Source organism: Streptomyces sp. NPDC004539 (genome assembly GCF_040610055.1).
In the GTDB taxonomy this organism is placed as follows: Bacteria; Actinomycetota; Actinomycetes; order Streptomycetales; family Streptomycetaceae; genus Streptomyces.
Genome location: NZ_JBEXLS010000050.1, coordinates 33,570 through 48,961, shown reverse-complemented (window position 1 = coordinate 48,961; position 15,392 = coordinate 33,570). Strand labels below are relative to the sequence as shown.

Annotated in this window: 3 protein-coding genes; 1 reads left to right on the top strand and 2 read right to left on the bottom strand. The window is 74.2% G+C overall.

What is annotated here, in order from left to right; genetic code table 11:
* The coding region (locus ABZX85_RS48745; protein WP_355884854.1) for an SDR family NAD(P)-dependent oxidoreductase at nt 1-1,657 on the top strand (1,657 nt) is incomplete at its 5' end.
* Nucleotides 1,658-1,733: 76 nt separating this feature from the next.
* On the opposite strand, the gene ABZX85_RS48740 is transcribed toward ABZX85_RS48745, so the two are convergent.
* Together ABZX85_RS48740 and ABZX85_RS48735 are read right to left on the bottom strand one after the other, a co-directional pair.
* A complete protein-coding gene (locus ABZX85_RS48740) occupies nt 1,734-4,337 on the bottom strand; it encodes a LuxR C-terminal-related transcriptional regulator (RefSeq protein ID WP_355884853.1) in 2,604 nt (867 codons plus the stop codon).
* A gap of 322 nt (nt 4,338-4,659) precedes the next feature.
* Nucleotides 4,660-15,390 carry an SDR family NAD(P)-dependent oxidoreductase gene (locus ABZX85_RS48735; protein WP_355884852.1) on the bottom strand — a complete coding sequence of 3,577 codons (10,731 nt, stop codon included), beginning with the start codon at nt 15,388-15,390 and terminating at the stop codon, nt 4,660-4,662.
* Nucleotides 15,391-15,392: the final 2 nt, after the last annotated feature.

The window sequence follows — 15,392 nt, the reverse complement described above, 5'->3', positions numbered from 1 at the left end:
ACTCCTCCCCCACGGCGGACACTTCGTCGAGATGGGCAAGACCGACCTCCGTGACCCCGGGCGGCTGGCTGTGGAGCATCCAGGAGTCGTCTACCTCCCCTTCGACCTGGCGGACGCCGGCCCCGGCCGGATCGAGGAGATCCTCGACGAACTCGGGACCCTCTTCACCGCCGGCACGCTGACTCCGCCGCCGGTGACCGTGTGGGACATCCGGGAGGCTCCCGAGGCGTTCCGGGCGCTGGCGCAGGCCCGCCTCGTCGGCAAGGCCGTGCTGACGCTCCCTGTATCCGGCTTCACCCCTGGTGAGACCGTGCTCGTGACCGGCGCCACCGGGACGCTGGGGGCGCTCGTCGCCCGGCGGCTCGCCGAGCGGCACGGCGTACGGCATCTCACCCTCCTGACTCGTGGCGGCCCGCACACCCCGCAGGCCGACACGCTCCGCTCCGCGCTGGCTCACTCCGATGCGGATGTGGACGTGGACGTCGTGGCCGGCGACATCGGTGACCCCGATGCGCCTGCCCGACTCCACACCTTTCTGACCGAACGAGGTCTCCGGCTCGCCGCCGTCGTGCACTGCGCGGGGACCACCGACGACGGTTCCGTCCCGATGCTGTCCCCGGAGCGTCTTGCGGAGGTGCTGCGGCCCAAGGTCCACGGCACCGAGCATCTGGCGCGGCTCGTCGAACTCCACCCGGGTGTGCGGCGGTTGGTGCTGTTCTCGTCCGCCGCCGCGACCCTCGGCTCACCGGGTCAGGCGAACTACTCCGCCGCGAACGCCTTCCTCGACGCCTACGCCCGGGGGTTCGGCCCTGCCGTGTCCGTCGGGTGGGGGTTGTGGGAGGAGGACAGCGCGCTGACCGCGCATCTCACGGAGGCGGACCGCCGCAGGCTGCGGTCGGGCGGGTTCAAGGCGCTGTCCACCGAGGAGGGGCTGGCGCTGTTCGACGCCGCGCTGACCGGTGCCGTCGCCGGGAGCGCGGTCGTGGCCGCGCCGGTCGACACGTCCGCGCTGCGGGCGTGGTCCGCGCGGGAGTCGCTGCCGCCGCTGCTGCGGTCGCTGGCCGGTGCGGGCGCGGGCGGTGGCCGGCGCCGGGCGGCCCGGGAGGGCCGGGAGCCGGGTGAGGTGCTGCGCCGCAGGCTGGGCGCGCTGCCCCGGGAGCGGCGGGAGAGCGCGCTGCTGATGGTGGTGCGGGGCGAGGTGGCGGCCGTGCTCGGGCACGCGTCGCCGTCGCTGGTCGATCCCGAGCGTTCGTTCCGGGAGATGGGTTTCGACTCGCTGACGGCCGTCGAGCTGCGCAACCGGCTGGGCTCGGCGACGGGGCTGCGGCTTCCGGCGACGCTGGTGTTCGACCATCCCCGGCTGGACGCGCTCGCCGCGTATGTCGGGGAGCGGCTCTTCGAGGGTGCGGCGGCCGGTGAGGGGGCCGTGCCCGCGCGGCCGGGTCCGGGCGACGACGAGGTGCGGAGTCTGCTGCTGTCGCTGCCGCTGGACCGGTTGCGTGAGAGCGGTCTGCTGGACTCCTTGCTGGCGCTGGCGCCGGCCGCCGTGGCGCGGGACGTCCCGGTGGCGGGGCAGGAGGAGCGGCAGGAGATCGCGGCCATGGACGCCGCGTCCCTGATCGAGATGGCCAGGAGCCTTTCGGCCGACTCCGCTTGAGCGGTGGTCCATCGGGCCGGGGCCCCGCCGACGATCGGCGGGGCCCCGGCCTTTTTCTGTGTGCCCTGAGGGTTTTTCAGGCGGCTTCGCTCAACGCGCTCTCCACGTGGAGGGGGAGTTCCTGCCGGGAGGTGATGTCGAGTTTCCGGTAGACCCGGGTGAGGTGCTGTTCGACCGTGCTGACGGTGATGAACAGTTCTTCGGAGATCTCCCGGTTGGTGCGGCCTTGTGCGGCGAGAACGGCCACGCGGAGTTCGGAATCGCTGAGTTTGGTGGTGGGGTCCACCGAGCGGGGGCCGCGCAGCGCGCCGCGGTGGGGTCGCTCGCCCTCGGTGAGGCCGGCGATGCGTTCCAGGAGGGTGCGTGCGCGGGACTCCTCGGCGAGTTGCGCGGCCTCGCGCAGGGCGAGTTCGGCGGGGCCGTGCAGGCCGAGGTCCTGGTAGGACTCGGCGAGGTCGGCGAGTGCGCCGGCCAGTATCCAGCCGCCGCTGGACTCGCGGAGCTGTTCGATGCCGCGGGCCAGGAGTTCGGTGCGTTCCTGCGGTCTGGCGAGGCGTGCGCGTGCTCTGAGCCACTGTCCCGGGAAGAGCACCTTGTCGCCGGGGGCGGCGGCCTCGTGCTCGGCGAGCAGTTCGGCGGCTTCCTCGTCGCCCCCGATCCTGAGCCAGGTCTCGGCGGCGTCGATGCGCCAGGCGGGCTGCGCCCAGTCGGGTACGAGCCAGTGCTCGGCGCGCTGGCCGATGGTGAGGAAGTCGGAGAGCGCGAGGTGGGGGCGGCCGAGTCCGATGAGGAAGTGGCCGCGTGCTTCGAGGTAGGTCAGGGAGAAGAAGCTGCGGGAGAAGTCGTCGGGCAGCGGCCGGTCGAGGAGGCGGGTGGCCTCTTCGTACCGGCCGGTCGCGGCGCAGACGTCGACGAGGACGGCGAGCGCGCCGCCGTGGAGCGAGTAGCTCGGCTCGGCCTCGGAGGCGGTGAGCACGGCGCGTGCGTGTTCCTCGGCCTCCGCGAGCCGGCCGCGGGCGAGTGCGGCCTGTGCGCGGACGGCGGTGAAGATCTGCCGCCAGCCCTCGACGCCGCGTTCGGTGGCCTGGCGCAGGAAGTGCGCCGCCCAGATCTCGGCGAGGTCGGGGCAGCCGGTCCGGCTCAGGCAGGTGAGGGCGGGCAGGATCAGTCCGAGGGTGGTGTCGCCGAGCGCGAGGGAGCGCAGGAGTTCCTCCACCTCGTACGGTTCGGGGTGGCCGTGGCTGAGGCTGCTGAAGCAGGCGTCGTACGTGAACAGGTCGGTGATGATGGTACCGGCGAGCGAGGCGTCGATGGCGCGGACGGTGGGCGGGAAGTGGGCGAGGCCGGGGGCGACCCGGAAGAGCCAGGGCCAGGTGTGATGGCTCTCGTCGCCGGAGGGTTTGGGCTGCGCGGACATGGTCTGGAGGACGGCGGCGCTCTCTTCCAGCCGTCCGCAGTCGAGCAGGAGTCTGGCGTGCAGGACCGCGCGGGCCTGGCAGGGGTTGTCGCCGTGCGGGCAGGGGGTGGTGCGGACCCGGTCTAGGAAGGTGCGGCCGGCTGTCCAGGGGGCGGTGCGCATGCGCAGGGCGTACCGCTTCAGCTCCAGCCGTACGTGGTTCCAGCAGTCGGTGGTGGCGTCCTGGGCGAGGGCCAGGCAGGCGTCGGCGAATTCGGCGTCGTCGTGGTCGAGCGCTTCGGCGGCGGCGCATTCGAGGGTGGTGGCCTGCCAGGCACCGGTGGCGGCGCGGGTGTCCAGGAGGTGGTGGGCGAGGTCGGTGACGCTCGCGCCGCGGCGGCGCAGCAGTTCCGCGACCTCCGTGCCGAGGGCGGTCCGCGCGCTCTCTTCGAGGCGGTCGAGGAGGCCCGCCGCGACGGCCGGGTGGCGTACGCGCCAGCCGTGGACGAGGCCCGCCGCGTGCAGGAGGCTGCGGCCGTGGGTGGTCTCGGCGGGGCTGAGGCCGAGGACGGTGGCGACGCTGTCGTGGTCGGCGAACTCGCCGAGGGCGGCGATGCCGGTGGCGACCTTGAGGGCGAGGGGTCCGCTGTCGCGGGCGCAGTCGACGGCGGACTGGACGAAGAGGCCGTGGGGCTGGGGCCAGGACGTCATCGGCATCGGCATCCCGAGTTCCTCGGCGAGGGCCCGCAGCAGGAGGGGGTTGCCGCCGCTGATGGTGTGCGCGTCCTCGGCGCTGCCGTGGAAGAAGGTGTCTCCGCCCAGCAGGTTCCACTGTTCACGGCTCTGCTCGGGGAGCAGGAGGCGCAGTTGGACGCGGTGCACGTGCGGCTGGCGCAGGAGGTCGCGGCGGATCGCGGAGGTGAAGGTGCCGCCGAAGGGGAGCATGGTGAGCAGGAGCATGACTCTGCTGCCGCGCAGCCTTCGGACGGCTTCGAGGAGGAGGCGGGTGGTGTGTTCGTCCCGGCCCTGGGGGTCGTCGTGGCAGATGACGACGGGGTTCTCCCGGGCGAGGTCCGCGAGCCGGTCGGCGTACGCCTGGGCGTCGCGGGCGGTGGGGGTCTCCTGGGAGGGGAGGAGGGAGGGGGGCGCGATGACGGTCGCTCCCCGTTCGGCGGCGTGGTGGGCGAGGGTGTCGACAAGGGCGGATTTCCCGCAGCCGGCACCGCCCTCCACGATGACGGTCATGGGCCGGCCCCGGGCGCACCGGGCGTACAGGGCGTTCATGACCTGAAACTCGTCAGCTCGACCGGAAGGCATCACTAAGTTCCACCTCTATTCCCACGCCATATACTGCGCGGGCATATCTGACGCCTCTTCAATAACGTAGTGAGTCAATCGAAGGGCGACAAGAAGCCTGCTGCTTTACGCATGTTCGGCGCATTTGCTGTTGGTCAACACCCCGAATGTAGAACAGACCTCACCTCTACAAGAGGGTGGTTAGGAATCATTGAACGCCGCTCGCACCCCATTGAAAATGAGGTGCGAGCAGGGTCCATTATTCAGTTCGGCCCCATCCTGTGGAACCAACTTTCCACTAGTAGAATCCTTAGTGCCCCAGATCACTCAGCCAGTCGTGGATCGCCGTGGCGGTGATGTGCCCGTGCTCCTCGATCATCGAGTGGTGGTCGCCCGGCACGTCCCGCACGGTCAGCGGCACCGGCCACACCGTCTGCCACTCCTCCGGTACCTCGATGGGGTGCTCGGGGTCGGCGGCGACCGGTGTGGAGGCGCGCAGCAGCAGCCCCGGTGTGGCGAGTTCGGCGGGCGTCCAGGTGTCGAAGAGGGAGAAGTACGACGCCATCGCGGTGAGCCGCAGCCCCGTCATCCGCCCGAACTCGGCCTCCCGCTCCAGCGAGCGGGACTCCATGACGTGCACCATGTACTGGGTCTGCGGGGTGTGCGCGAGGTAGGAGTCGAGCATGACGACCCCCACGGCGGGCGCGCCGAGTTCCTCAAGACGGGCGGCGACCGCGTAGGCGAGGGAGCCTCCCGAGGAGCGGCCAGCCAGCGCGAAGGGGGCGCCGTCCATGGCGCGCAGGACGGTCCGGGCCACGTGGTCGGCGATCGCGTCGACGCTCCCGGCGACGAGTTCCCCGGAGACGAATCCCGGCATCATCAGCGAGTGCGTGTCACGCAGCCCGCGCAGCGGCCTGGCCAGCGCGACGAACTCCTGGTCGCTGGCCCACACCGAGGTGGACGGGAGTCCGATGAGCGCGGGCCGTCCGCTGCCGTCGCCGTCGCCGAGCCGGACCAGGCCGGGTGCCGTGCCCGCCTCCTCGGCCGAGGCGAACGAGGGCCGCAGCCCCGCCGAGTTCATCAGCACCTTGGCGGCCCTGTCGTACTGGCCGACGGACACGGCGTGCCGGTAGAGGGACTCGACGGCGTCCGCGACGACCGTCGTGGGGTCGGCCGGGGCCTCGGCCAGCGCGGCACGCGGCGCCGGACCGGTGAGGCGGGCGTCGAGGGCGGCGGCGAGCGCGGCCGGGGTCGGGTGGTCGAAGACCAGGGTCGGCGGGAGCCTGAGCCCGGTCGCCGAGGCGAGCCGGCCGCGCAGTTCGACGGAGGTCAGCGAGTCGAACCCGAGGTCCCCGAAGGCACGGTCGGCGTCGATGCCGTCGGGGCCGTCGTGTCCCAGGACCCGGGCCGCCTCGCCGCGGACCAGGGCCAGCAGCGCACCGGCCCGCTCCTCGGGCGCGAGTGCGGCCAGCGAACCGGCGCCGGACGCGGGACGGCCCGTCCCGGACGCCTGCCGCAGCGGACGCCGGACGCCGCGCACGAGGCCCCGCAGCACCGCCGGGATCTGCTCGACGGCCAGTCCCTCGGCGGCCTTCAGCGCGAGCCGCAACGGCACCAGCACGGGCCCGGACCCGGCGCCGAGTGCCTCGTCCAGCACGGCGAGCCCCGCGTCGGCCCCGAACGGCAGCAGGCCGCCGCTCTTCGCACGCGCCCCCGCGTCGACCTGGTCCGCCATGCCGCCGACGCCGCTCCACGGCCCCCAGGCCAGCGAGACCACGGGCAGTCCGCGCGTCGCGCGCAGGTGGGCGAGGGCGTCCAGGAAGGCGTTGGCGGCGGCGTAGTTGGCCTGTCCGGCGCTGCCGAGGACCCCGGCGGCCGAGGAGAACAGGACCAGCGACACGGGCCGGCGTCCGGTGCCCTCCTGCGGCTGTCCGTCCGGCGGCGACGAGTACGCGCCGCCCGTCAGCTCGTGCAGCTGCCAGGCCGCGTCCGCCTTGGGCCGCAGCACGGCGTCCAGCCGCTCCGGCGTGAGGTCGAGCGCCGGAGCGTCGTCCACGACCCCCGCGAGGTGGACGACGCCCGCGAGCGGCGTGTCCAGGGCGGCGACCAGTTCGGCCAGGGCCGTACGGTCGGCGACGTCACAGGCCGCGACGGTCACCTGGGCACCCGCCGCCGTCAGCTCGGCGGCCAGTTCCCGCGCGCCCGGCGCCTGCGGTCCGCGCCGGCCGGCCAGCAGCAGCCTGCGGACGCCGTGGTGTGCGACGAGATGGCGGGTGACCAGGGTGCCGATGCCGCCGCTCGCCCCGGTCACCAGAACCGTCCCGGCCGGGTCGAACGCGAGGGGCGTGGCCGGCTCGGCGGGGGCGGGCAGCCGGGTGAGGCGGGGGACGTGGACCGTCGTGGACCGCAGGGCCAGTTGGGGTTCGCCGGTGGCGAGCGCGCCCGGCAGGGCGGCGAGCGCGGTCGTCACCCGGTCCGGGTCGGCGGCGGCGTCGAGGTCCGGTTCGAGGTCGACGAGGACCAGTCGGCCGGGGTGCTCGCTCTGCACGGCGCGGACCAGACCCCAGACGGCGGCGAGCGCCGGATCGGGCGCCTCGGCGCCGACGGCGACCGCGCCGTGGGTGACCAGGACCAGCACGACGTCCGTCAGCCGCTCGTCGGCCAGCCACTCCTGGAGCAGCGCGAGGGTGCGCCGGCCGAGCGCACGGGTGTCGGCCGCCGGGTCCCCGCTGTCCGGCGCGTCGCACCACAGGAGCGCGGCGGCGGGGGCGGGTGCGCCGGAGTCCAGCGCGTCCGCGAGCACACGGGCGTCGGAGTAGGGGACGACGTCCCGTCCGGCAGCGGCGGCGAGCCGGGGCCGCAGCTCGCGCGGGTCGAGTCCGACCAGCGCCCAGCCGGCGCCGTCGGACCCGGTGGGGACGGGAATCTCGGGCCAGTCGAGGCGGTACAGGTCGCTCGCCGGGGCGGCGGAGGTCTCGGGGAGGCTCGGGGTGCGCAGGGTCAGCGCGTCGACGCTCAGCACGGGCCGCCCGTCCGGGGTGGCCAGCAGGACGGCCACGGTGCCGTCGGCGGCGGCGGTCAGCCGGGCCTTCAGCTCGCGGGCGCCGGTGGCGTACAGGTGGACTCCTGACCAGGCGAACGGCAGTCCGGCCGGGACCGGGGTGGCGTCGGCGGAGGCGGCCAGGATGCCGAGGGCGAGCGGCTGGAGCGCGGCGTCGAGGAGCGCGGGGTGCACGGCGTGGTCGTCCGCCCCCCGCGCGCCGGGTCCGCCCTCCGTGTCGAGGTCGGGACCGGACAGGACCTCGGGGAGCGTGACGTCGGCGTACAGCGTCCCTTCGGTCCGCCACAGGGCGCGCAGGCCGTGGAAGGCGGGACCGTACTCCAGTCCCCGTTCGGCGGTCGCGAGGAGGAAGCCGTCCAGCGGCACCTCCTCGGCGCCGGGCGGCGGCCAGGCGGCGGCCAGGACTTCGGCGGGTGCGGGGAGGGGGCTCAGGACGCCGCTCGCGTGCCGTGTCCACTCGGCGCCGGGTTCCTCGGTGCGCGCGTGGACGGCGAAGGTACGCCTCCCGTTCGTGTCGGGGGCGTCCACGCCGAGCCGTAGCGCGGTCGGGCCGGTGAGCGCGAGGGGGGCGTGGACGACGAGTTCCTCGACCTGGTCGCAGTCGGTGTGGCGGCCCGCGTGCAGGGCGAGTTCGAGGAACGCGGTGCCGGGGAGGATCGGGACGCCGCCCAGCGCGTGGTCGGCGAGCCACTGCTGCCGGTCGGGGGCGAGGGAGCCGGTGAACAGGACTCCCCCGGTCTCCGGGAGCGTGGTGACCGCGCCCAGCAGCGGGTGGTGCGCGGGGTCCAGTCCGAGCGCGGCGGTGTCCTGGCCACTGCCGCCGAGGACGCGCAGCCAGTAACGGCGGTGCTGGAAGGCGTACGTGGGCAGCGGGACCGTGCGGGCACCGCTCCCCTCGTAGTGGGCGCTCCAGTCGAGGGGCCGGCCGGTGAGGGTGAGGTGGGTGACGGCGGTGACGAGCGCGTCGGCCTCGCCGCCGGAGGCGGTGCGCAGCGCGGACACGCAGGTCACCGGGTCCTCTTCGGGGAGGTGCGCGGCTGCGGTCTCGGCGACCATCGCGGTGAGCGTGCCGCCGGGGCCGGCCTCCAGGAAGGTCCGCACACCCCGGTCGAGGAGGGTGCGGACCCCGTCGGCGAACCGCACGGTGTCGCGGACGTGCCGCACCCAGTAGGCGGGGGCGCCCAGTTCGGTGGGCGAGGCGGTGGTGCCGGTGACGTCGGAGACGATGGTCAGGGCGGGCTCGTGGAACGTGACGCGGGCCAGTTCGGCGGCGAAGTCGGCGAGCATCGGCTCCATCAGCGCGGAGTGGAAGGCGTGGCTGACCGCGAGGGTCTTGGCGCGGTGTCCGCGTCCGACGAACTCGGCGGTCGCTTCGAGGAGTTGGCTCTCCGGTCCGGAGATGACCACCGACGTGGGGCTGTTGACGGCGGCGATGCCGACCCCGGCCGGCGCGTGGGTGGCGAGCACGCCGACGACCTCGGTCTCGGCGGCGTGCACGGCGACCATGGCGCCCCCGGCGGGCAGCGCCGCCATCAGCCGGGCGCGCGCGGCGACGACACGGCAGGCGTCCGGCAGGCTCCACACACCCGCGACGTGCGCGGCGACGAGCTCCCCGATCGAGTGCCCGATCAGCGCGTCCGGGCGCACTCCCCAGCTCTCCAGCAGCCGGTAGAGGGCGACCTCGACGGCGAACAGCGCGGGCTGCGTGTACCCGGTGTCGTCGAGGACCTCACGGTCGGTGTCCTCCGCCAGCAGCAGCTCACGCAGCGACCGGTCGAGGAGCCCGTCGAAGGCGGCGCACACGTCGTCGAGGGCGGCGGCGAACACCGGGTGCCGTGCGTACAGTTCGCGGCCCATGCCGACGCGCTGGGAGCCCTGGCCGGGGAAGACGACCGCGAGCGGGGTGTCGCGGGGGGTGCCCGTGAGGACGTCGGCGTCGGGGGTGCCCGCCGCGAGGGAGCGCAGTCCGTCCAGGAGTGCCTGCCGGGTGTCCCCGACGACGGCGGCCCGGTGGGCGAGCGCGCTGCGGGTGGTGGCGAGGGAGTGCGCGACGTCCAACGGCCGGGTGTCCGGGCGGACTTCGAGGTCGGTGAGGAGGGCGTGCGCCTGGTCGCGCAGGGCGGTCTCGGTGTGCCCGGACAGAAGCCAGGACACGCGGGGCGACTCGACGGCGGGCGGCTCCTGCGGCTCGGGGGCGGGGTCCGGCGTGTGCTCCAGGATGACGTGCGCGTTGGTCCCGCTGATCCCGAACGAGGAGATGCCGGCCCGGCGCGGCCCGTCCGTCTCGGGCCACGGCCGTGCCTCGGTCAGCAGCCGGACCCCGCCGCCGGACCAGTCGACCTGCCGGGTCGGCTCGTCGATGTGCAGGGTGCGCGGCAGCACGCCCGCGTGCAGGGCGAGGACCGTCTTGATCACCCCGGCGACGCCGGCGGCGTACTGCGTGTGCCCGATGTTCGACTTGACGGAGCCGAGCCACAACGGCCGCTCGGGGTCACGCCCCTTGCCGTAGGTCGCCAGCAGCGCGCCCGCCTCGATGGGGTCCCCGAGCCGGGTCCCGGTGCCGTGCGCCTCGACGGCGTCGACGTCGTCCGGGGTGAGCCCGGCGCTGTCGAGCGCGGCACGGATGACGCGCTGCTGCGAGGGGCCGTTGGGCGCGGTGAGGCCGTTGGAGGCACCGTCCTGGTTGACGGCGGAGCCTCGTACGGTCGCGAGGACCCGGTGGCCGTTGCGGCGGGCGTCCGAGAGCCGTTCGAGGACGACGATCCCGACCCCCTCTCCCCAGCCGGTGCCGTCGGCGGAGTCCGCGAACGCCTTGCAGCGCCCGTCGGAGGACAGGCCCCCCTGGTTGGCGAACTCGGCGAAGGAGCCCGGCGTCGCCATGACGGTGACGCCGCCCGCGAGCGCGAGGTCGCACTCCCCGGAGCGCAGCGCCTGTCCGGCGAGGTGCAGGGAGACCAGGGAGGAGGAGCAGGCGGTGTCGACGGTGACCGCCGGGCCTTCGAGGCCGAGGACGTAGGAGACGCGGCCGGACATGACGCTGCCGGAGGAGCTGGTGAGCGCGTAACCCCCGGCGAGCGCGGCCGAGTTCATCAGCAGCGCGCCGTACTCCTGCGGGGTGCCGCCCACGAACACCCCGGTGCGGGAGCCGCGCAGCGAGAGCGGGTCGATACCGGTGCGCTCCAGCGCCTCCCAGGAGACTTCGAGCAGCAGCCGCTGCTGGGGGTCCATGGAGAGCGCCTCGCGCGGGGAGATCCCGAAGAACTCGGCGTCGAAGTCCCCCGCGTCGTACAGGAACGCGCCCTGCCCGGACAGCGCGGTCTCACGGCCGGGGTCGTAGAGGGAGAGCGCGTCCCAGCCCCGGTCGTCGGGGAAGTCCGCCATCTCGTCGCGGCCTTCGGTGAGCAGCTCCCACAGGTCCTCGGGGCCGCGCACGCCACCCGGGTAGCGGCAGGCCATGCCGACGACGACCAGGGGGTCCTCCGTGTCGGCGGGACGGGCCCGGGGGAGCGCCGACTCGGCCTGGACGCCGAGGAGTTCGTCGCGGAGGTGGTCGGCGAGCGCGGCCGGGGTGGGGTGGTCGAACACAAGGGTCGCGGGGAGCTTCAGGCCCGTGGCCGCGTTGAGGCGGTTGCGGAGTTCCGTCGCGGTGAGCGAGTCGAAGCCGAGGTCCTTGAAGGGGCGTCCGGCGGCGAGGCCGGCCGGGTCGGTGTGGCCGAGGACTCCGGCGGCCCGGCCGCGCACCAGCTCCAGGAGGGTCGCGCGCTGCTCGGCGGGGCTGAGTCCGGCGAGGGTGGCGCGCAGTTCGTTGTCGTCGCCCCGGGAGTCGCCGTCGTCGGCCGGGGCGAGTGCGCGGGCGGCCTCCTGGATGTCCTCGATGAGCGGGCGGCGGCGGGAGAGCGCGTAGACGGGGGCGAAGCGCTCCCAGTCCATGTCGCTGACGGTGAGGGTCGTCTCGTCGTGCTCGACGGCCTCCCACAGGACGTCGATCGCGGTGTCGGGGCGCATCGGGCGGACACCCATCCGCGTGAGCTGGTCGGCGAGTTGGCCGAAGTCGCTGAGCATGCCGCCGTCGGCCCAGCCGCCCCAGGCGACGGACGTCGCGGTGAGTCCACGGGCGCGGCGTTCGTGCGCGAGGCCGTCGAGGTAGGCGTTGGCGGCGGCGTACACGGCGTTGCCGGCGCTGCCCCAGACGGCGGCGCCGGAGGAGAACAGGACGAACGCGTCCAGGTCGAGACCGGCGGTCAGCTCGTCCAGGTGGCGCGCGCCGTCCACCTTCGCGGCCATGCCGGCGGCCAGTTCCTCGGCGGTGACGTCGAGCGCGGGACCGTAGCTGGTGGAGCTGGCGGCGTGCAGGACGGCCGTGAGAGGGGTCGCCTCGGGGATGCCCGCGAGGACGGCGGCGAGTGCTTCGCGGTCGGTGACGTCACAGGCGGCGAAGGTCACCTCGGACCCCAACGCCTTGATCTCCTCAGCGAGTTCGCCCGCACCGGGCGCGTCGGCGCCGCGCCGGCCGAGCAGCAGGAGGTGTTCGGCGCCCTCGGTGGCGAGCCTGCGTGCGAGATGGGCGGCGATGCCGCCCGTGCCGCCGGTGATCAGGACCGTGCCGCGCGGCTTCCACGGCCGGAGCGTGCCGCGTTCGGTGAGCGGCGCGCGCACGAGACGGCGCGCGTAGGCGGCGGGTCCCCGAACAGCGAGTTGGTCCTCTCCCCCGGCTCCCTGGGCCAGCACAGCGGTCAGCGCGGCGGCCGTGCCGTCGGTCCACTCCCCCGGCAGGTCGACGATCCCGCCCCAGCGCTCGGGGAGTTCGAGGCCGACGACCTGTCCGAGTCCCCACAGCCGGGTGGCCTCGGCACGGACGGTGTCCCCGCCGGACACGGCGGCGCCGCCGCGTGTCAGCCACCACATCGGCGAGCGCACGCCGGCCGCGTCCAGTATCCGGAGGGTGTCGAGGGCGTCGGCGGGGGTGGCGGGGAGGCAGAGGATGCCGGCGATCTCGGTGTCGGCGACGGTCTCTGCGGGGGTGCCACCGGTGATCCCGTCGCCCACCTTCTCGACCACGTCCACCACGGCACCGGCCCCGCGCAACGCCTCCGCCACCTCATCACCCTCGCCGAGCGGGTCGACCAGCAGCCAGCGCCCGTCGAGAGCCGTCCCCGTGGGAAGGCCGGTCCGCCGCCAGGCGACCCGGTAGCGCCACGCGTCGACGGGGCGGCCGACGCCGGTGGCCGTGGCAGGGGTCTTCATCCAGTACCGCTGGTGCTGGAAGGCGTACGTCGGCAGATCGACGGTGTCGGCGGCGGGGAGGCAGGTCGTCCAGTCGACGGGGGCGCCGTGGACGTACGCCTCGGCGAGGGACGCCAGCATCCGCCGGGGCCCGCCCTCTCCTCGGCGCAGGGTGCCGGTGACGGCGGCTTCACGGCCGGCCGCGTCGGCGGTGTCCTGGACGGCGCTGGTCAGCACCGGGTGCGGGGTGGCCTCGACGAAGAGGTTGTGGCCCTGGTCCAGGAGTGCGCGGGTGGTCTGCTCGAACTCGACGGGGTGGCGCAGGTTGCGGAACCAGTAGTCCCCGTCGAGCGCCTTGGTGTCGAGCCGTCCCGCCGTGACGCAGGAGTAGAACGCGACCGTCGACGAGGTGGGCGAGACATCCTTGAGCAGCTCCGCGAGTTCCTCGCGCACGGCGTCGACGTGTGCGGAGTGGGAGGCGTAGTCCACGGCGATCCGCCGCGCCCGCACCCCGCTCTCCTCGGCCCACTCCAACAGCTCGTCCAGCGCCTGGGGTTCACCGGCGACGACGACGGAGGCGGGGCCGTTGACGGCGGCGAGGTCGATCCGGCCGTCCCACCGCTTCAGCTCCTCCCGTACGCGCTCGGCAGGGAGTTGGACGGAGACCATGCCGCCCTTGCCGGAGATGGCGAGGATGGCCCGGGAGCGCAGCGCGACGACACGCGCGCCGTCCTCCAGAGTGAGCGCGCCCGCGACGACGGCCGCCGCGATCTCCCCCTGCGAGTGGCCCACCACGGCGGCGGGTTCGACGCCGTGCGACTTCCAGAGTTCGGCCAGGGAGACCATCACGGCCCACAGCACCGGCTGGATGACGTCGACCCGCTCCAAGTCGCCCTGCTCGCGCAGGACTTCGGTCAGCGACCAGTCGACGAACTCCGAGAGTGCCGTCTCACACTCGGCCATCCGCGCGGCGAACACCGGTGAGGAGTCGAGGAGTTCGACCGCCATGCCCGTCCACTGCGACCCCTGACCCGGGAACACGAACACCGTCTTCGCCTTGGCGCCGGAGCCGGTGATCACGCCGGGGGTGTCGGGGGCGGCGTCCCGGAGAGCCTCAAGGCGGGTGAGGAAGTCGGCTCGGTCCTCGGCGAGGAGGACGGCGCGGTGTTCAAGGGCGGCGCGGGTCGCGGCGAGGGAGCCGGCGACCTCGGGGGCGGTGAGGGCGGGAGTGGCGAGGAGGTGGTCGTGGAGGCGGGCGGCCTGCTCGCGGAGAGCGGCGGGGGTGGCGGCGGAGAGGGTCCAGGGGAGGGTGCCGGTGCGGAGGAGCGGTTCGGAGACGGTTTCGGGGGCGTCGTCCGTAGCCGCCTCGGTGTCGGCGGCGTCGGCCTCCTCCAGGATCACGTGCACGTTCGTCCCGCTGATCCCGAACGACGACACCCCCGCCCGCCGCGCCCGGCCGGTCTCGGGCCAGTCCCGCGCCTCCGTGAGCAGTTCGACGTCCCCCACGCTCCAGTCGACCTCGGTGGAGGGCCGGTCGACGTGCAGGGTCTTCGGCAGGACGCCTTCCCGCAGCGAGAGGACGGTCTTGATGACCCCGGCGACACCGGAGACGGCCTGGGTGTGGCCGATGTTCGACTTCAACGAGCCCAGATACAGCGGGAGTCCGGGCTCGCGCCCCTGCCCGTAGGTGGCGAGGACGGCCTGCGCCTCGATAGGGTCGCCGAGCCGGGTGCCGGTGCCGTGCGCCTCGACGGCGTCGACGTCGGAGGGGGAGAGCCCGGCGGTCGTGAGCGCCTGGCGGATGACGCGCTGCTGAGCGGGACCGCTGGGGGCGGCGAGGCCGTTGGAGGCGCCGTCCTGGTTGGCGGCCGAGCCCCGGACGACGGCGAGGACGGGGTGCCCGTTGCGGCGTGCGTCGGAGAGGCGTTCCAGCAGGACGACGGCCGCGCCCTCCCCCCACCCGATGCCGTCGGCGGCGTCGGCGAACGCCTTGCAGCGGCCGTCGACCGCGAGTCCGCGTTGGCGGGCGAAGACGACGAACCCGGCCGGGGTGGCGAGGATGCCGACGCCGGCGGCGAGCGCCAGGGAGCAGTCCCCCTGGCGCAGCGACTGGGCGGCGAGGTGGAAGGCGACGAGGGACGACGAGCAGGCGGTGTCGACGGTGACCGCCGGTCCCTGGAGGCCGAGGGTGTAGGAGACCCGGCCGGACATGACGCTGCCGGTGCCGCCGGTCAGCGCGTACCCCTGGTCCTCCTCGGAGTCGAGCAGCATCGCGCCGTACCCGGTGGGCAGGCCGCCTACGAAGACGCCGGTGCGGGAGCCGCGCAGCGAGGTCGGGTCGATGCGGGCGCGCTCCACGGCCTCCCAGGAGGTCTCCAGGAGCAGCCGCTGCTGGGGGTCCATGGCGAGCGCCTCGCGCGGGGAGATCCCGAACAGGGAGGGGTCGAAGTCTCCGGCGTCGTAGAGGAACGACCCTTCCTTGGTGTACGTCTTGCCGGGCTTGTCGGGGTCGGGGTCGTAGAGGGCGTCGAGGTCCCAGCCACGGTCGTCGGGGAGCCCGCCGGTCGTGTCGACGCCGTCGGCGACGAGCCGCCACAGCTTCTCCGGCGAGTCGGCGCCGCCGGGGAGCCGGCAGGCCATGCCGACGATCGCGAGAGGTTCACGCCACCGCTCCTCGGACTCGCGCAGCCGCTCACGGGTGGTCTGCAACTCCGCCGTGACCCGCCGCAGGTAGGTGCGGAGCTTGTCCTCTGTCATGT

What these genes read in the sequence shown, in the direction of transcription:
- ABZX85_RS48740 (WP_355884853.1), bottom strand. Translation starts at nt 4,337, where the DNA reads ATGAACGCCCTGTACGCCCGGTGCGCCCGGGGCCGGCCCATGACCGTC.
- ABZX85_RS48735 (WP_355884852.1), bottom strand. Translation starts at nt 15,390, where the DNA reads ATGACAGAGGACAAGCTCCGCACCTACCTGCGGCGGGTCACGGCGGAG.